The 17,551-nt window shown below is 70.1% G+C and carries 18 protein-coding genes; 15 read left to right on the forward strand and 3 right to left on the reverse strand.

The window, feature by feature from the left end:
- Window positions 1-6 precede the first annotated feature (6 nt).
- The 12 genes from AC6EXY_RS15230 to AC6EXY_RS15285 all read left to right on the forward strand — a co-directional run bounded on the left by AC6EXY_RS15230 (window position 7) and on the right by AC6EXY_RS15285 (window position 13,864).
- The gene (locus tag AC6EXY_RS15230; protein WP_499817165.1) at window positions 7-2,955 is read left to right on the forward strand and encodes a phage tail protein; all 2,949 of its coding nucleotides are present in this window, start codon (window positions 7-9) and stop codon (window positions 2,953-2,955) included.
- Between the two features lie 15 nt (window positions 2,956-2,970).
- Window positions 2,971-4,218: a hypothetical protein gene (locus AC6EXY_RS15235; RefSeq protein WP_499817164.1), complete on the forward strand. Its 1,248-nt coding sequence runs from the start codon at window positions 2,971-2,973 to the stop codon at window positions 4,216-4,218.
- The gene (locus AC6EXY_RS15240) at window positions 4,218-8,315 is read left to right on the forward strand and encodes a cellulase family glycosylhydrolase (protein ID WP_499817163.1); all 4,098 of its coding nucleotides are present in this window, start codon (window positions 4,218-4,220) and stop codon (window positions 8,313-8,315) included. The genes AC6EXY_RS15235 and AC6EXY_RS15240 overlap by 1 nt, the downstream gene beginning before the upstream one ends.
- Window positions 8,316-8,855 carry a hypothetical protein gene (locus AC6EXY_RS15245; protein ID WP_499817162.1) on the forward strand — a complete coding sequence of 180 codons (540 nt, stop codon included), beginning with the start codon at window positions 8,316-8,318 and terminating at the stop codon, window positions 8,853-8,855. It begins immediately after the preceding gene.
- Between the two features lie 58 nt (window positions 8,856-8,913).
- Window positions 8,914-9,378, forward strand: coding sequence for a hypothetical protein (locus tag AC6EXY_RS15250; RefSeq protein WP_499817161.1), 465 nt, complete (start codon window positions 8,914-8,916; stop codon window positions 9,376-9,378).
- A gap of 30 nt (window positions 9,379-9,408) precedes the next feature.
- Complete coding sequence (locus AC6EXY_RS15255) at window positions 9,409-11,007, forward strand: malectin domain-containing carbohydrate-binding protein (protein ID WP_499817160.1); 1,599 nt, start codon at window positions 9,409-9,411, stop codon at window positions 11,005-11,007.
- A gap of 27 nt (window positions 11,008-11,034) precedes the next feature.
- Entirely contained in the window at window positions 11,035-11,379 is a 345-nt protein-coding gene (locus AC6EXY_RS15260; protein ID WP_499817159.1) for a hypothetical protein, read from the forward strand.
- On the forward strand, window positions 11,376-11,552 hold the full coding sequence (locus AC6EXY_RS15265; protein WP_499817158.1) for a hypothetical protein: 177 nt from the start codon (window positions 11,376-11,378) through the stop codon (window positions 11,550-11,552). Before AC6EXY_RS15260 ends, AC6EXY_RS15265 begins: the two co-directional genes overlap by 4 nt.
- On the forward strand, window positions 11,549-12,160 hold the full coding sequence (locus tag AC6EXY_RS15270; protein WP_499817157.1) for a hypothetical protein: 612 nt from the start codon (window positions 11,549-11,551) through the stop codon (window positions 12,158-12,160). Before AC6EXY_RS15265 ends, AC6EXY_RS15270 begins: the two co-directional genes overlap by 4 nt.
- A complete protein-coding gene (locus AC6EXY_RS15275) occupies window positions 12,160-13,161 on the forward strand; it encodes a peptidoglycan recognition protein family protein (protein WP_499817156.1) in 1,002 nt (333 codons plus the stop codon). Before AC6EXY_RS15270 ends, AC6EXY_RS15275 begins: the two co-directional genes overlap by 1 nt.
- Entirely contained in the window at window positions 13,161-13,571 is a 411-nt protein-coding gene (locus AC6EXY_RS15280; RefSeq protein ID WP_499817155.1) for a hypothetical protein, read from the forward strand. Before AC6EXY_RS15275 ends, AC6EXY_RS15280 begins: the two co-directional genes overlap by 1 nt.
- 71 nt (window positions 13,572-13,642) lie before the next feature.
- Window positions 13,643-13,864, forward strand: a complete 222-nt coding sequence (locus AC6EXY_RS15285) for a hypothetical protein (RefSeq protein ID WP_499817154.1) — start codon at window positions 13,643-13,645, stop codon at window positions 13,862-13,864.
- Between the two features lie 314 nt (window positions 13,865-14,178).
- Here the strand turns inward: AC6EXY_RS15285 and AC6EXY_RS15290 are convergent, their stop codons facing one another.
- The 3 genes from AC6EXY_RS15290 to AC6EXY_RS15300 form a co-directional block, all read right to left on the reverse strand.
- The gene (locus AC6EXY_RS15290) at window positions 14,179-14,406 is read right to left on the reverse strand and encodes a hypothetical protein (RefSeq protein ID WP_499817153.1); all 228 of its coding nucleotides are present in this window, start codon (window positions 14,404-14,406) and stop codon (window positions 14,179-14,181) included.
- The gene (locus tag AC6EXY_RS15295; RefSeq protein WP_499817152.1) at window positions 14,403-14,711 is read right to left on the reverse strand and encodes a hypothetical protein; all 309 of its coding nucleotides are present in this window, start codon (window positions 14,709-14,711) and stop codon (window positions 14,403-14,405) included. The genes AC6EXY_RS15290 and AC6EXY_RS15295 overlap by 4 nt, the downstream gene beginning before the upstream one ends.
- Before the next feature lie 103 nt (window positions 14,712-14,814).
- A complete protein-coding gene (locus AC6EXY_RS15300; protein ID WP_499817151.1) occupies window positions 14,815-16,167 on the reverse strand; it encodes a serine/threonine-protein kinase in 1,353 nt (450 codons plus the stop codon).
- A gap of 145 nt (window positions 16,168-16,312) precedes the next feature.
- Here AC6EXY_RS15300 and AC6EXY_RS15305 point away from each other — a divergent pair, with 145 nt between their 5' ends.
- The 3 genes from AC6EXY_RS15305 (at window position 16,313) to AC6EXY_RS15315 (ending at window position 17,391) form a co-directional block, all read left to right on the forward strand.
- Window positions 16,313-16,615: a hypothetical protein gene (locus AC6EXY_RS15305; protein WP_499817150.1), complete on the forward strand. Its 303-nt coding sequence runs from the start codon at window positions 16,313-16,315 to the stop codon at window positions 16,613-16,615.
- A 141-nt stretch (window positions 16,616-16,756) separates the two neighbouring features.
- Window positions 16,757-16,987 (forward strand): DUF397 domain-containing protein, encoded by a 231-nt coding sequence (locus AC6EXY_RS15310; RefSeq protein WP_499817149.1) that lies wholly within the window; start codon window positions 16,757-16,759, stop codon window positions 16,985-16,987.
- Window positions 16,987-17,391 (forward strand): hypothetical protein, encoded by a 405-nt coding sequence (locus AC6EXY_RS15315; protein ID WP_499817148.1) that lies wholly within the window; start codon window positions 16,987-16,989, stop codon window positions 17,389-17,391. Before AC6EXY_RS15310 ends, AC6EXY_RS15315 begins: the two co-directional genes overlap by 1 nt.
- Window positions 17,392-17,551 lie beyond the last annotated feature (160 nt).

A 17,551-nucleotide genomic window follows, 5' to 3' on the forward strand; every position in this document is an offset into this window, starting at 1 on the left:
GGCCTAATGGCCTCCGTCGGCGGCGGTCTCAACGTCGGCAGGTTGTACGCCACGCTGGAATTGGATACGGCGCAGTTCACCCGCGGGCTCGCCGGTGCGGGAATGCTGTTCGCCGGGTTCACCTCGGCGTTCGGTAATGCGGTCGCCTACCTCGGAGTAGCCGCGTCCGGCCTTCAGGCAATCGCCGGTGTCGGCGCGGTTCTGGGCGCGATCGCCCCGGCCGCGGCCGTCGCCATCCCGGCGGTTCTTGGCTTGGCGCAGGCATTCGGAACGCTCAAGCTCGCCTTTTCCGGCGTCGGTTCGGCAATCAGCGCCGGGTTGAAGCAGCGCCAGGGTGGCGGCGGGGGCGGAGGCGGAGGCGGGGAAACCGCCGCGCAGGCGAAACAGCGCGCCCACGCGATCCAGCAGGCCGAGCGGTCCCTCGGCGACGCCCGCGAGCATCTCGCTGACGCCTACCAGTCTTCTGAGCGGCGGAACATCGCGGCGCAGCGCGACGCGATGCAGGCCCAGAAAGATTTGAACCGGGCCCGCCAGGACGCATTGCAGCGCCTTCAGGATCTGCGCCGCGAGGTCGAACGCGGCTCGCTCGACGAGCGGGAAGCGGCCCTCTCCGTCCGGGACGCCGAGCGGGAATTGCAGCGGGTCCAGGGCGATTCCACGTCGACGGCGGACGACCAGGAAAGGGCGATCCTCGCCTACGAGCGCGCCAAGAATTCATTGAGCGACACCCGCGAGGAAATCGTCAAGAACAAGACGGAACTCGCGGACATGACCGCGAAGGGCGTCGACGGCCAGGACGACGTCATCGAGGCCCAGCAGCGGGCCAACGACGCCGCCCAGAACGTTGTCGACACCCAGCGGGAGGGGCAGCGGCAGATCCGCGACGCCCTGCGCGGCGTCGCGGACGCCGAGTACGCCCTCGCGCAGGCCCGGGAGAAGTCCAGCACGGCCGGCGCGGGCGGGACGAACGCCTACGCCGACGCACTCGCAAAGCTCCAACCGCTCGCCCGCGAGTTCGTGAAGACCTTGATGAGTTACGCGCCGCAGTTCGACCAGCTCAAAGAGGCTGCGAGCCACGTTTTCCCCGGAATGACGTCCGCACTGAAGAACGTCATGACCAATTTCGACGTCTTCAAAGCGGGTATCCGCTCCACGGCCGACAGCATATCTCGGGTTGCCGAGAGGGCCGGACGGTTGTTCTCGGGGCCCGGGTTCCGCGGCGAGCTCCAGACGATGATGCAGAACAACGCGGTGTCCACCGAAAATTTCGGGAACGCGCTCGTCTCGGTGGTCCGCGGCTTCTTCTCGATCGGCGCTGCGGCCTCCCCCGTGCTCGCCGAAATCTCGGGTGGTGTCGGTGGTATCGCCGAGAAGTTTCGCCTGTGGGCGGAGCAGGCGAACGCGTCGGGCCGGCTCACCGAGATCATTCGCGGTGCGGTTGAGCACTTGAAGCAGCTTGGCCGGATCCTCGGGAACGTCGGCAGCGGTATCGGGAACCTGTTCGGTGCTTTCCAGATGTCCGGCGGCGGGATCCTGAACACCCTGGAAGCCCTGTCGCAGGCGTTCCTCCAGTTCACCCAGAACAAGGCCGTCATCCACATCATTCAGGAGCTCGGGAAGGCGTTCTCGGGCGCACTGGGGAACGCCTTGTCCGAGGTGTTCAAAATCCTCGGACAGCTTCTCCCGTCGTTCGAGCAGATGACGCCACTGTTCTCGCAGTTGATGCCGCTCCTGATGCTTTTCGCGACCGGCCCCCTCGGCCCGATCCTGAAATTGCTGGGCGCGGTGTCGCTGATGGGCCCGGCGTTCGAGCAGATCGCCCGGCCCCTCGGCCAGTTCGCCGTCGCCGCCGGCGGGCTCCTGTCCCAGCTGATGACCGCCCTCGCCCCGGTGCTGCTGTCCGTCGGCAAAGCCCTCGGGCAGATCCTGACCGCGCTGACCCCGCTGCTACCCCCGATCGGCCAGCTCGTCTCCGCGTTCCTCTCGCTCGTCGGCCCGCTGGCGGAGATCGCCGGGATGCTGATCGCGCAGCTCCTGAGCGCCCTTCAGCCGCTGCTGCCGGTGCTGGTCCAGGCCGGTCAGCAGATCGCCGCGGCGCTGGTCGACGCGTTGGAGGAGGCGTCTCCGGCACTGACAGCGGTGATCGGGGCGGTGGTGACGCTCCTGCCCGCGCTGCTGCCCCTGATCCCGGCGTTCCTCCAGATCGGGATGTCGGTGCTGCCGCTGATCCCGGTGCTGGCGCAGCTAGTCGTCGCGCTCCTGAACGCGCTGATGCCGATCTTGATGCCGCTGATCCAGCTGCTGGTGAACCTCGCGGTCACCTTCGCGAACATCCTGACGGCGGCGCTGACCGTCGTCGTCGGGGCGATCCGGATTCTGGTCTCCGCACTGTCGGCGCTGGTCGGCACAGTCGGTGTTGCGATCGGCAAGGTGCTCGGGGTCGTGGCCGGCTTCGGCGCCCAGGTGACCGGCTACTTCGCGAACGCGTCGCAGTGGTTGGTCGACGCCGGCCGGAAGATCATGGAAGGTTTGTTCAAGGGCATCGAGGCCGGCTGGGACAAGGTCAAGGGGCTGGTCGGCGGGATGGGTCGGGCGATCACCCGCCTGAAGGGGCCGATCGAGTACGACCGGCGTCTCCTGATCCCCGCCGGTAACGCGATCATGGACAGTCTGCGTCAGGGCCTCCAGGCCCGCTGGCCGCAGGTCGCCTCCTACCTCCAGACGATCGCCCCGGCTATCTCCGGGATCGCCGGCGCCGTCGCGAACCCGACTCCGACCACCGCGGCGGCGGCCGCGCAGCAGGTCGGCCAGGCGGTGCAGGTGATGTTCTCCGGCCCGGTCTACGCGGACAGCGCGGGGATCGCCCGGCTGGCCGCGCAGATCGCCGTGCCCGTCAGAAACGAGATCAACAAGTACGCCGGCAGGAATGGCGGCGCGACCGGCCTCGTGGCCTGACCCAGGAGACCCCCTGTGAGCTGGACGTATACCCCCGTCGGCACCTCGGCCGGGGACGTGTGGGGCGCGGCGAACAACAGCCAGCTGAGCACCCTGTTCGGTGCGGTCAACGAGCTCGACGCGGGCGCCGGCATGGTGCGGGTGCCGTGGGCGTCCGGGGACCGCACCAGCGCCATCCAGACCGCGCTCAACGCGGCACAGACCGCGGGCGGGGGGCTGGTGCGGCTCGGCCCCGGCAACCACTCGATCAGCGCCTATCTCGACGTGCCGCCGAATGTGAAGCTGTCCGGGGACTCGGACCGGTCGACGACGATCACGCAGACGGCCAGCAACACCCCGGTGATCCGCCTCGCGACCGGCGGGAACGCCTTGTCGGACCTGCGGATCACCTACTCGACGGCGCAGAGCGGCACGAGCGCGGTCGCGGTGGAGCTGCACAACGCGTTCATCTGCCGGCTGGAGCGGCTGCACATCTCCAACTGCTACACCGGCATCGGGCTGGCGAAGGGGCGCGGGAACACCTACCTCGCGTCATGCACGGTGCAGGACATCGAGGTCGTCATCTACTCCGGGTGGGCCCTCGACCTGGTCGCCATCAGCAACACCTCGACGGGCAGCTACTTCGCGAACATCTACACCCACAACAACCCGTCCGCGGGCGTGCGGAACCTCGCCGTCGGCGGCATCCGGTTGCAGAACATGAGCGACTCGGTCCTGTCGGTGATCAATATTGAGCACTCACGGCATCAGGACAGCTCCGTCGTGCTCTCCACCTGCGAGGGCGTCAGCTTCCTCGGCCTGCACATGGAGGGCCTGGAGCCCGTCACCAACTTCTCGGGGCTGGTGGGCTTGTACGGCGCGTCGACGAGCGTGTTCATGGCGAACACGACCCTCGTCGGATCGTTCCTGACCTCGGCGAACATCGCAAACTCGATCGGGCTGTTCAAGATTGACAACGGCGCCCGCTTGGCCGCGCACGGCGTCAAGCAGCGGTCGTGCACCGTCAGCACCCCCGCCTTCCCGATCGTCTACGGCGGCGCCGACCTGACGACCGCGCACGTGTGGATGTGGGACGTGTCCACCACCCAGACCACGGCCACCCTCGCCGGCTCGACGACCAACCCGTACCGCTGGTTCAACGACCGGGCGCCCAGCCTCCGCATCGGTACCGGCACGGGCGCCGCCGGGGCCCTCACCAGCAGCGCGGGCGCGCTCGTCTGGACCAGCCCGGCCGGCACCGTCACGACGATCGCGCCGAACTGATGGGCGCCTACGGCCAGGGCGTCTACGGGCTCGGCCCCTACGGCATCGGCGCCGGCGCGGCCACCTACACGGGCGACGTCCGCGACGACTTCGACAACGGGATCGTCGACAACCCTCCCTGGGTCGACGTCGCCGGCGCCACCGAGGCGGGCAGCACGCTCACCATCCCCTGCACCGGGTCGTACGGCCACGTCACCAGCGCGACCGGGCTGGACATGCGGGGCAGCCAGGTCGCCGTCTCCGTGCTGGAGACGCCGACGGCGGGGATCGCCGCGGTCGCCCCGGTCGCGGACATCACCTCCACCACCTCGCAGCTGCGCCAGGGCTCGCTGACCGGGCCGCGGATGGTCCTCGCTGGGGTTGCCGTGTGGGGTGTGCAGGACCCGATCGTCGGCCCCGACCCGCTCGGCGATCAGCAGTACGCGGCCCGGGATCAGATCTGCGCCACGCTGCGCAGTTGGGGCGCGAACTACCTCCGCATCCGACTCTTCGCCGACTACTGGAACGGGCTCGACACCACCAGTCAGGCCGCGTACGTCGCGAAGGCCGTGGGCTGGCGGAACGCCGCGCAGGCCGCCGGGCTTCTCACCTGCTTCTGCTGGTGGGACGCGCTCGACGGCACGCACAAGGGCGCCGCCTGGGCGACCGACTACAACCTGACGTTCCCTCTCATGACGGCCGTGGCCTCGGCGATCGGCCCAACAGACCCGTGGACGCTGTACGAGCCGTTCAACGAACCGAACAACGTCAGCGCCGCCGACTGGTACACGGCGATGGCCGCGACGATCACCCATTTCCGCACGTCGATCGGCTACCGCGGCCTGCTGATCATCGACCCGACGACGTGGGCGCATGACTATGACGACACCGCGTTCACGAACCTCGAGGCCCTCGATGCGACGCTGACCGGTAGCGGTCGGGCCAATGTGGCGTTCGCCCGCCACGACTACCCGAACGACTCCCCAGGGCAGACCTGGTCCACGGCCACGTGGACTGCTGCGACCGGCGGGTCGAGCCAGCGTCACGTCATCATCGAAACCGAGTTCGGGATCAACAACGGTCCCGGGGTGGACAACCCGGCCTGGGGCGGCGCCGCGGCGACAGCCCTCGCGGGTCAGCTCGCGTCCCGCATCAACCTCGGCGGCGTCTGCGCGTTCCTCTTTGGGAACTGGTACGACTCGAACGCGATCACGGCGGCCGACTACACCACCACGACCACGTGGGGTGGGTACGTCCGCGACAACTTCCTCGCGAACGCGGGAGCGACCCGGCCGCAGCAGAGCACCACCCAGGCCGTCGTACAGATCATGGACGGTTCTGGTAACCGGCTGGAGATGCTCGTCGAGGCCGACGCCAGCGGCGCGCAGGTGCTGACCATGCGGCAGCAGGTCGGCACCTCCTCGGATCTGACGATCCCCTACGACCCGGCGGCGCACCGCTGGTGGCGGATGTCCGAGACCGGCGGGACGATCACCTGGGCGACGTCGCCCGACTCGGCGACGTGGACCACGCGGCGGACCGCGGCGGCCGGGATCACGACCTCGGCCGTGTCCGTGAGCCTGCTGTCCGGCTACTGGGGGGCCGCACCCGCGAGCCCGGGGAGCGCCCAGTTCGGCGCGATCAACATCCTCACCGAGCAGGTCGTCGGGGTGCCGAGCGCCGGCACGGTCGCCGACCTCCTGTGCTTCCTGTCGTTCGACAAGGACCCGCTCGACTGCCCGATCGCCACCGGCAACGACGCGACGATGGAGGGCGGCAACACTTGGGACCACGCGAACGCCAACACGGTGGACGTGGTCGTCTCGGGCGGGCTCGTGCACGCCGGGACCAGCTCAACGCAGCTGACCCGCACCGGTTCGACGGGGCCGCTCGCCGTGTTCTGGCAGTCCGCCGTCGGCAGCGTGACCGCGGGCCGCTGGTACCTCGCGCTGCTCTACCTGCGGCCGGGCACGACCGCGCGCACCGCGCAGATCACGATGACGTTCCAGACCGCCGCGCTGGGAACACTGACCACGGCCACGTGCACCGTGCCGGAGATCGCCGGGCAGTGGTGGCCCGTCGCCGTCGTCGGCCAAGCGCCCACCGGGGTGTCCGTGTCCCGGCTCCGCGTGGACCTGTCGATCGCGAACGTGGCCGTGGGCGAGGTGCACTGGTACGACACGTTCACCTGTGATCATTTGGGGACGCTGCTCGCCGGCCGGGTCCGCTCCCACACCTGGAAGCGTGGCAGGAATGACGAGCTCGGCCAGGTGCAGGCGTCCACCTGCACCGTGACGCTGAAGAACGCCGATGGCTACCTCACCCCCGACGGGTCGGCTGCCCCCGCGCCGTACCTGGGCAACATCGACTCTGGCCGGCGGCTGGTCCTGCTCCGCCGAGTCGGCGGGGTGCTCTACCCGGAGTGGACGGGAACCACCGAGACGTGGCAGCAGTCGATCCACTCCAACGGCCGCTGGAGTGAGGTCGAGGTTCAGGCCACCGACGCGTTCGGATGGTTCGGCCGTCCCCTCCTCCCCCCGCTGCCGGCGGAAATCATGCTCGACGCGCCCGACGCCTATTTCCGCCTGAACGAGGAGAAGGGTTCGACGCGGGCGGGGAGCATCGCCGGGGATGGTGGAGTCATCACTCTCGCCACGTCCAAGTACGGCAGCCTGGGAACCGATTTCGGTGGGGACAGCGCCGCACCCGTCCTGGACACAGGAAAAACCGCAGACGACGGGCAGGGCTGGCTGGACCTCAACCCGTCCGAGATCATCAACGGCGCGGGGAACGTCCTCGACCTGTCCGCTGTGCCGGCGGCGAACCCCTATGTCCTGTCGGGCGGGTTCACGGGCTGGACGATGGAGATTTGGACCGCGCTCCCCCAGGACCCGCCGCCCGAGACCCGCGTCCTTTTCCGGACCGCACGCTACGGCGGCGGCAGCGAAGGTCATTCCGGTCTTCAGCTTCAGCATGAGGTCGATGGCACGATAACGCTTCACAGCCCCACCGCGACGCTGCTCGCCAGCACATTCGGCTGGACGGGGACCACGCTCCCGATCGCGATCGTGTGGAGCCCGACCGGCGGTGCGTGGGGGACTCTCAAGCTGCGCATCGCCGGCAGCGCCGAAATGCTGTCGGTTTCCCTGTCGACTAGCCCCTACACGAACGGGGTACCGGATCGGATCTGGATCGGCGGATTCTACCAGTCCGGTATTCGGAGCCTCCAGTACGCATGGCGAAACAAGATCGCACATATCGCGTTCTGGAAACGGGATCTGACCGACAGCCGCGTGCTAGCCCACTCGGTCGTTGGCCGCCTCGGGAACTTTGGCGGTGAGACGGATGGTAACCGGATCGGAGGGATCTCGAATCTGGTCGGCTGGCCGGACGCGTGGACCCGCGTCGATGTCGGCCTGTCCGAGATGATGAACCGGTCGTGGGCGCAGACCACGGCCCTCTCTCAGATCCAGGATATCGCCAAGCAAACTTCGGCGGTTGTGTATATCGATGGCGCGGGAAAGCTGGTGATGCGGAACCGGCATTTCCGGGTGAACGAGCCGGTGAAGGCGACGTTCCGCGCCGCAGACAACACCCCGATCGCCGCCAAGGATTTCACCCCGAAAAAGGATGATCAGTTCATAGAGAATTCGATCAAGGTGACGAGGACGAAAGGCGCGGCGACCGTCGCCTCGGACGCGACGTCGATCCGCCGCTACGGTCTCAAGCCCGCCGACGACCTCGAAGTCGCCGTCACCTCGAACGAGGAAGCGGCGGCGCTCGGCCAGTGGCGCGTCGCGACTCGTAAGGACAACCGCACCCGCATCTCCTCCCTCCAGCTCCAGCCGGGAGCCCGGCCGACCCTGTGGCCGATCGTCCTCACGCTGGAGATCGGCGACAGAGTGAGCGTCCAAGGCCTGCCAGGGCTCGCCCCATGGCAGTCCCTCGACGCCTTCGTGGAGAGCATCGAGTCACGGATGGACGGCGGCCCACGGAACACCACCTACACCCTCGGCCTGTCCCCATGGTCCGCGGTGCTACACAAGATGGGTGAGATCGACACGGGCACGAATCTAAGTCTCCTCGGCGCGGCCGAGTGCCAGCTCGGGTGGTACTGAATGGCGACGATCCCCTCGGCCATCACATGGCCGGACAGCTATCTGACATCCGTGCAGATGAACAAATACTCGTCGTTCCTCACGTTCCTTTCCTACCGCAACGGCGGGTTCTGCGAGCTGAGCCAAACCCAGACCCAGGACATCCCCGAGAACTCGGACTACCCGATCACGTTCCAGAACGAAGAGGTGGACCGGGATGGCGGTCATTCCGACCTGGACAATCTCTCCCGCTACATGGTAAAGACGTCCGGCGTCTACCTGCTGTCCGGTCAGGTGGCGTTCGCCGCCAACGCCACCGGCTTCCGCGCGGCGAAGCTGATGAAAAACGGCGGTGGCGGCTCACCCGAGACGCTGGCAACGACGCTGCGGCCCGCCCAGGCCGGGATTATCGAAGCGTTTATCCCCGTCGGATCCTGGATCGGCCGCCTCGCCACAGGCGACTACGTCGAGCTCCGCGCACGGCAGAACTCGGGCTCGACTTTGAAGACGTCGATCGCGGACGCCGGAAGCGGGATGACCATCATGTTCCTGGGGGCCTGAGATGGCTACGGTGCCGTCTATTCGTACGTGGACAAACGAGCTTCTGACCTCGGCGAAGATGAACGAGATCAGCGACATGTTGAACTTCCTCAAGTTCAACTCGGGGGGGATCTGTCACGTCCGGCAGACCGCCCAGCAGGGCATCATCACAACAACGGACATTCCGATCACGTTCGGAACCGCCGAGGTCAATGTCGACAACATGTGGAGCGCGCTGACCCCGACACGGGTAACCGCGAACACCTCGGGCTGGTATGCGGTCAGTGGAGTGGTGACGTTCACTGCCAACGCGAATGGCAGTCGGTTCGGGAAGTACAAGCGTAACGGGAACACCCTCCGTGCGGCGTCGCTCGGCGCCCCAACCGGCGGCGTCGAGGCGTTTCTCGACATGGGCCTTCGGGTGGCTTTCCTGAACTCCGGCGAGTATCTGGAGCTCACGGCCTGGCAGAACTCCGGCGGCACCATCAACACGTCGGTCGCCGACGGCGCGAGCCAGCTCTCCGTGTTCCGCATCGCCTCCTGACCTCCCCCTTCTCCCTCCCTTGGAGGCGTTATGGCCACGTGGCCGGAGTACGCCGCGCGGGCCGGTGCCGCGCTGGCCGACTGGATGACCGCCCACCCCTGGACTACGCCGGCCGATCCCGATCCCGACCCGGACCCGGGCGGGCCGACGCCGACCTCGACGGTGCGGATCAACTGCGGCGGCCCGGCCGTCACCGTCGCCGGCATCGCGTGGGAGGCGGACCGGGCGTACAGCGGCGGCACCGCCAGCGGGCAGGGCGCCGGCCACTACGGGGCCGACCTCGTGCTCGAGACCGAGCGGTGGGGGTCGTTCTCGTACGTGCTGACCGGCCTGCCGCCGGGCGCGGCCGCCGTACGGCTGCACATGGCCGACAGCTACGCGGGCGACATCGGACCTGGGCTGCGGAAGTTCGACGTGGCCGTTCAGGGCGTGCTGGCGCTCGACGACGTCGACCTGGTGGCGCTGGCTGGCGGCCTGTACCGGCCCGTGGTGCGCGAGGTGTCGACGACGGTCGGCTCGGATGGCCGGCTCACCGTGACGCTGGTGACCGTGGTCAACGGCGGCTGCCTCCAAGGGCTCGAGGTCCTGGCCTTCGGCACCGGGACGCCGACCGACCCGGGACCGGGCGGCGGCGGAGGGACGGGCACGACCGCGCGCTGGCTGTCCGGGGGGAACCCGAACAACAACAGCCAGGACACCGGGCTCAGGTTCGGCACGTGGCGCGGCAGGCCCATCACGGCGGCGCTCTGCTACCCAACCCGGGAGGCCGGCTGGGGGCCGCTCATCAGCGCCACGTCCGGCCAGCCGGGGGCGTGGAAAGACAAGACGATCGTCCTGATCGTTCAGATGCCGTTCTTCCCGCAGGGCGGCGGAAACACCTACGCGGCGGCGGTCCGCGGCGACTACGACGGCCAGTGGCAGCAGCTCGGCCGGAACTGGGCAGCGCGCGAGACCGCAGGGTTCGCCCGGCCGGTCTTCTCCCCGGGGTGGGAGGCCAACCACAACGCCATGCACTACTGGGGTGGCCCCGGCGGCACGGTGAAGGGCTCGGAGCAGCACTTCCAGACGTACGAGCAGTACATCCAGACATATCGGCGGTTCGTCGCCACGGTGCGCGGCGTGTACCCGGGGGCGCGGTTCGCCTGGGTGCCGAACGGCCACGGCTCGCCCGGGTTCGGCGCGGGGAAGTTCCCGGCCGGAGACCCGCGGAACATCTACCCGGGCGACGACGTCGTCGACTGGATCGGCGTCGACTACTACGACCACTACCCGCCGTCGCCGGGCGGCACCGCTGGCGCCAACAAGGTCGACTTTGACGTCGAGTCCCGGAAGGTCAACGGGGTCCGCTGGTATCTCGACCTCGCGCGCGCGGCCGGGAAGGGATTCGCAGTCGCCGAATGGGCGTGCGACGGCAACAACCCGGCGGCGGGTAACGGCGGCGGGGACAACCCGAGCTTCATCGCGAACATGGTCAAGGTCTTCGGTGAGGCGGTCGCCACGGGCGTGCCGCTGATCGAGTGCTATTACGATGATGATCAACAGCGTATGTCGATCATGGGCATGACCAGCACGCCGGCGAACCCGAAGGCGGCGCAGGCGTACCTCGCCGCCTACCGCGCCAGTGCGTGACCGTCATGGCCTGGAGCGGGGCGGCTGATGCTGGCGATCTGGGCCGCCACGGAGACGGGTGGAGCCGACCCTCTCGGCCAGTTGGCGAAACAGGGACCTTTCGGCCTGGTGGCCGTGTTGGCGATCCTCGGGGCCTACTGGGTCATCCGGCGGATCGAAGCGGCGCACGCCCGCGAGCTGACGGCTCGATCGGACGAGATCGACCGGCTGACGGCAGAGGTGGCGGCACTGCGCGAGGCGCTCGACGAGGCGTACACGTTCACCCGGGATCGGACGGTGCCCGCGCTCACGAGCGCAGGGGAGGCGCTGGTGCGCAGCACCGAGGTCAACACCGAGTATCTGCGGCTGCTCGCCCGGGAGCGCAGGCGGTGAGCCGGCCCGTCGCGCTGCCGCCGGTGTCAGCGGATCTGCTGGCCCGGCTGCATGCCGTCCTCGGCCAGGCCGACCGTGCGGCGAGCCTGTTCGCCGCACGGCTCCGCGCCCATGACCAGGTGATCGACGAGCTCGCCGCCTACATCCACACCGATATGAGGAGGCGGCCGTGACCGAACCATCCACGCCAGATCTCCCCCACGACGACATCGACGAAGTGCGCAGGCTCCGGCTCGCCGTCGAGCGTCTCACCGCCGAACGCGGAAATCTCGCCCGGTCGACGGAGGGCATCACCGCCGGGCTGGGTGAGGTCCGCGCCGAGCTCGCCGAGGTCAACCGGCGCGCCGAGCAGGCCGCCAGCCGCGTCGAGGAGGTCGACGAGACCGCGCAGACCCGTCTCGACGACGAGTCCGCCGCTCTGCGGGGGCAGATCCGAACTCGGGTCATCGTCGCCGCCGCCGCGCTCGTGGTGGTCGCCGCCGTGGTGCTGGCGGCGTGGACGCAGCAGCGCCGGGAGGCGGCCCGATTCGACAAGGTCTACGCCGGGCTGATCGAGGCATGCACCAAGTCGCAGCAGTCGAACGCCGCGCTGCGCACGAAGAACACGGCGCTGAGGGATGACACGCACGCGCTCATGCTCGCGGCGGAGCAGGTCGACGCGCCGGGCCCGGTGCTCTCCCCGATCGTCGCCTACCTGCGCGCCGAGGAAGTCGCCTACGACGAGTACCTGCGGGCGATCCCGGCGCCGGTGGACTGCCGCACCCGGTACGGGGACCGCTGATGGGCGCACCCGTGCTCTACCCGCCGGCCCGCTACCGCCCGGTCCGCAACAGGTCCGGGGCGATGATCCAGCCGACCCGAGGTCTGATCGCGCACGTCCAGGTGGGCACCGGCTCGCTGTTCGGCTGGTTCGACAACGCCGCCAGCCAGGTCAGCTCCCACCTGTGGCTGTCCCGGGCGGGCGACTTCGAGCAGTACGTCCCCTTCGACCAGCGAGCGTGGGCGCAGGCCGCCGGCAACCCGCACTGGATCTCCTGCGAGTGCGAGGGACGGCCGGAGGAGGACTACACGGCCGCGCAGGTGCGCGCGCTCGGCCAGCTCATGGCCTGGGGTGTGCGCGCGTTCGGCTGGCCGCTCCAGCTCGCCGACAGCCCCGACGGCCGGGGCCTCGGCACCCACCAGATGGGCGGCACGGCGTGGGGTGGCCACGCCTGCCCCGGGCCGATCCGTGCCGGACGCCGCCGGGACATCCTCGCCGCCGCCTTCGGCACCCTCAAACCCCCACCCGCAGCGCCGGAGGACGACATGCCCAGCCCGAGCCAGTGGACCGCCGACGACTGGAAGGCGTGGGAGGACCATGGCGCACCCGCGTTCGCGAACCTGCTCACCGCGCAGATGCGCCAGCTCGTCACCACCGACCCGGACAGCGGCCTGCCCGTCCGGATGAAGGACGTCAACCTCGGCAGCCTCGGCGAGGCCCTCGGCCTCTTGGTGCTCCGCTCATCGTTCGGGATGGCCCGGGACGGCCAGGCTCTCGCTGAGCTGCACCGCATCGGCGACCATCTCGGCGCCGAGGGGCCGCTGGTCGCGTGGACGTCGCGGGTGAGCGCGGATGTGGCCGCGGTCCGCCAGCAGCTCGGCCCGGCTCCGGCGCCGCCCACCCTCGACGAGCTGTCCGACGCTCTCACCCGGCTGGACGCGCTCGACACGGCCCGGCTGATGCAGGCCGCCGGCGCCCACCTCGCCTCCCTCGTCACCCCGACTCCATCCGGAGGCTCCTGATGCCCTACCTCGAGACCGCGCCCGCCACCGCGGCGCTCCCCCTGCCCGCCCGTGAGCCGGCCGCGCTCGCCGGTGGCACCCAGGCCGTCATCGCCGCCGCCGTCAGCCTGGCCGCCCTGTGGTGGCCGGACACGCTCACCCCCGGATGGCAGGCGGCGATCCTGGCCATCACGGCGGCCGTGCTCGCCGCGGTGACGGGCTGGCGGACGGCACCGCTCAAACCGGCGCTGATCTACGCGGTGATCCAGGCGCTCGTGTCGGCGTTCGTCCTGCTCGCCGTGGACATCCCGCCCGGCGCGGACGCGGCGATCCTCGCGCTCGTCGCCGCGGCGCTCGGCATCGGCCACCGCGGCGAGGTCAGCCCCCGCGCGGCCCGCCCACCGGCCGACGACACCCGGGCGGCGTACTGATGCGCCTACCCCGGTTCCCCCCGTGGCCGTCCCGCCGGACGGTCGCAACCCTCGAACGAAAGGTCGCCACCATGGCCACCAACCAGGAGAAGCTGGACGCCGCCGTCACCGCCATCGGTGAGGACATCACGGCGATCGCGGCCGAGATCGAGACGTTGAAGGCGCAGGTCGCCGCAGGCGAGCCGCTCGACTTCTCGCGCGTCGACGAGCTGGTCGCGCGGGTCGACGCGGTCGCGAACCCGCCCGCCCCGGAGCCGACGCCGGAGCCGTCCCCGGACGAGCCGACCGTCTGACCCCAGACGCCAGCGCGCCCCCGGCCACCCGCATCTCACGCGGGTGGCCGGGGCGCTTTCGGCATGCCCGGGATCAGACCTCCCGGGCGGTGACACTCCGACGGTGCCGGTGGCTCAGATCGGGCCTTCGCGGCGCTCCTCCGGCGACGACAGGTCCAGCCGTACCCGATCGACGGGGATCCTCGCCGCACCGTGGCGAGGGCAGGCCGGAGCCACAGCCCCGACCACTGGCAGCCCGGCCGCGCCCCGCATGGCACGGACACGGCGGGCACCAGCGGCACGCCGACACGCACCGCAGAAGGGGCGGACGGCGGTCATACCGCCCCGCGGCGGCGTTCCTCCGGCGTCGTCGGATCTGGAGGCGCCTCGCCAGGACCATGCCCCGGCGCGTACAGCGTCACGCCGTGCGTGCAGTTCACCCGTCCGGGTTCGGTGCCTCGGCCGGTGAGCGCGGCGCCCCGGCGTCGCCGGCACTTCTTGCACCAGATCCGGATCTCCGTGACCATCAGCTCCTCGGCCGGCTCCGGCGCGGGCTCGGTCATTTCTTGTTGACCTTTCCTGTGCCATCGCACCGGCCGCATTTCTTCCGGTGGCCACCGGAGAAGTTGCCGTCCTCGTCCGCTTCGCTGAGTGGCCGGTCAACCTCGCCGGCACCAAGACAGGTCGGGCAGGTCAGCGCGCCCTTGTCCTCGGTGTGTTCATGGTCAATCGAATGATCTTTGCCGCCGCGTTTGGTGCCGGACCGGCCGGTGCTGGATCCGCCGCCCGTGTTACCCCGCTTGTCGACGTTTCGGCCGCTCGTGCCCGACGATCCGCCGCCCTGATCTTTGGGTTTACCCCAGCCCACCGTGCCCTCCGTCCCGCCGTCTCTGCCGGTACGACGGGGAGAGTAACCCCGACATGCGCGGACGGGGAGCAAGCGTGCCGGATCTGTAACCGGCACGCGCGGCTCAGACGGCGGCGACCCGGCGGCCCAGCTCCGCCACGGCCTGCTCTCCCTGCCACGGCACCAGCTCCGCCGAGAGTCTGCGGGCGCGGTCATGTACCTCGGCGTTCGGCGCCGTGGCGACGACATTCAACGCGGCGAGAGCCGAAACCGCCGCGGCACCCGGGTCGGGACGGTCCATCTTCAGGCGGCCGAACGCTACCGCCAGGTGGGCCAGCGCCATGCCCTGGCACGGCCCACGGAAACTGTCCACGGCGCGCGTGCCGGCCTCCGTAGCGAGGCGGCCCCGCCCTGGGGTAGTCGATGCGGCGAGCGCGGTGAACAGCTCCTCGTTGGCATCCTCCCACTCGATCGCCGGATGCCCGGTTGCTGCGGCCCGCCGACCGTCGCGCATGACCGCGAGGGCCGCGTCTGCGCGGTCGTACTGGCCGGCGACAGCCGCGGCTTCTGCCTCGTAGCCGGCGAGCCTGGCCTGGTCGGCGGGCACGGCGCGGCGGCGGCCTTCCGCCGCGATGTCTGCGGCGGTGAGCGCCAGGCCGGCGTCGAGGGCCTGCCATGACCGGATGCCTGCCACGCGAGCCTGGAGCACCGGCTCACCGGCTGCGGTCGCGTGGACCTCGGCGATGCCAGCGAAGACGCGAGCGGTCCGATCGTCACCCGCGAACGCCGCCACGGTGGACAAGCCGGCAGCCAGCGTCCCCGCAAGCAAGGTCAACTTGGGGATGTAGGAGGGGTGGACACGCCGCCCGAGGATCTCCTCCACGGCCTTCCATGCGTCGAAAGCGGGTGGGAACAGGTCAGCGGGGGCGGCCGTGGTCCTTCGCCGTTCGAGGTCGGCCAAGGCGCTTTCCGCGTCCGCCACATCCGTGATCTTGGGTCGGTACGTTTGGAGCTGCTCGTCCACGGTGCCCGCGAACGCGAGTACTGCCGTAGCGGATAGCCCACCGGTGAAGAGCCGCCGGCTCGGGTCCATCTCTATCACCTCCCGCGTCGCGTCCACTGTCCGCCCCGGATGCGGGGGTAGTCCACCCATCCCGGGGAATGCGCTGGCGGCGATCCTGGCGAGCTGGATCTCCTCGTCCTCGCGGCGGGCCTGGACCCAGGCCGCGAACACGCTTCCACCTGCGCGTAGTCCCTGATCCAACGCGATGATCGTGCCCTCAGATGGGATGGCCCACACCCGACCGCCGGGCTGGCGCCCGCTGCCGGCCGCTGACAGCGCCTGGCGGAGCGCGCCGGTTCTCCTTTCCAGTTCTGACCAGCTCGCCGCCCGGCCTCTGGCCTTGCGTAGCGCCGCGATGTGGGCGATGAGCTGGTCGAGTGCTGGCCGGGGTTCCGGTCCGGGTCCAGTGTGCACGGTGGCTCCCCTCCGACCGGCCGCACGGGCTGTGTGGATCTGCATTGCATGGATGTATTTGCATTGCAGTCTGTCTCAGGTCTGGTGCGCAGTGTGTCATGTGGAGACCGGCAGGTCAGCCGGCCACGACGGGGAGGTACGGCTGATGCAGGAGTCCCACCCCAGGCCGGTTGAGATCACCGGGCGGGGAGACGGGCCCGGCGTGCCAGCGCCGTCACGCCGGGAGCTCCTCCCCGCCCGCGTGGTCTGGACCGGGCTGGCCGAGGACCAGATCGTGCAGGGCACGCTGGTCCTCTACGCGGTGCTGATCCGGTGGGCCACCGGGGACCAGGAGATCCACGGCGCCTGGGGCACGCCCGCCGCCGCGGAGCGGCATGCCGCCCGGTTCTCCGGCCTCGCGGATGCCGCGGTGGTCCCGCTCCACCTCGTCCATCTGCCCGGCCCCTGATCGTCCCCAGCACCCTCCGAGCTGGGGACACCCCCGCTGCCCTCCCCGCGGCCCGCGGTCGCGCCGCGCCGCCTAGTCGGCGCACGCTCACCCGCCGCGTCTCACCGCGGGGAGGGCAGCCCACACACCCCAGGAGTGATCATGACTGACAGTGTGTCCCCGCCCGAGGCGGCGTGGCGCAAGAGCAGCTACAGCGACGGCGAGCGGGCCTGCGTCGAGGCCGCCCGGCTGTCGCTCGGCGGGGTCGCGGTGCGCCACTCGAGGGAGCCGGCGGGCCCCGTGCTCGCGTTCACCGACGACGAGTGGGACGCCTTCGTCGCCGGCGTCCGTAGCGGCGAGTTCGACCGGGACCAGCTCGGCGTGGCGTTCTGATGGCCTTCCTCCCCATGTCCGTGCTCACCGTCCTGCCCGAAAACCTGTTCGGGCAGGAGGTGTACGACCGCGCCAGGCTCGGGCTGTCCGAGTCGCAGGTGGACGTGCTGCACTCCGAGTGCACCCGCTACCAGCAGGCTGCGGCGTCGGCGGGGCAGGAGATCGCGCAGATCACCGCCGTGATCCACAGCGTCCTGCTCGGCGAGCTCGCCCCGACCGACGACGACATGAAAGGGCTGGACGTCGCGGTGACGCGGATGGGTGTGCTGCTGGTGGACCTGATTCGGGCCTACACCACAGGCACCTACCGTGGCGTAAGCGTCCTCACCGCCGCGCAGGTCCAGGCCCGCGCCGAGCTGCTGCTCCGCGGCGCGTCCGACGCGCCGGCGCCCGCGACGGTCTGACCGACCCCGAGACCGGCCTGCCCCTGTCGGTCCGCGCAGCGGGCAGGCCATCCACGTCCCCGCCCGCGGCACGGGCGGCCGCGGGCGGGGACATCCCCTGATCAGCCTGCCCGCCTGCTGCTCGACGCCGGGCGGGCAGGCCCTGACCACCCCACCCCGG

It is taken from the genome of Frankia sp. RB5, assembly GCF_059816245.1.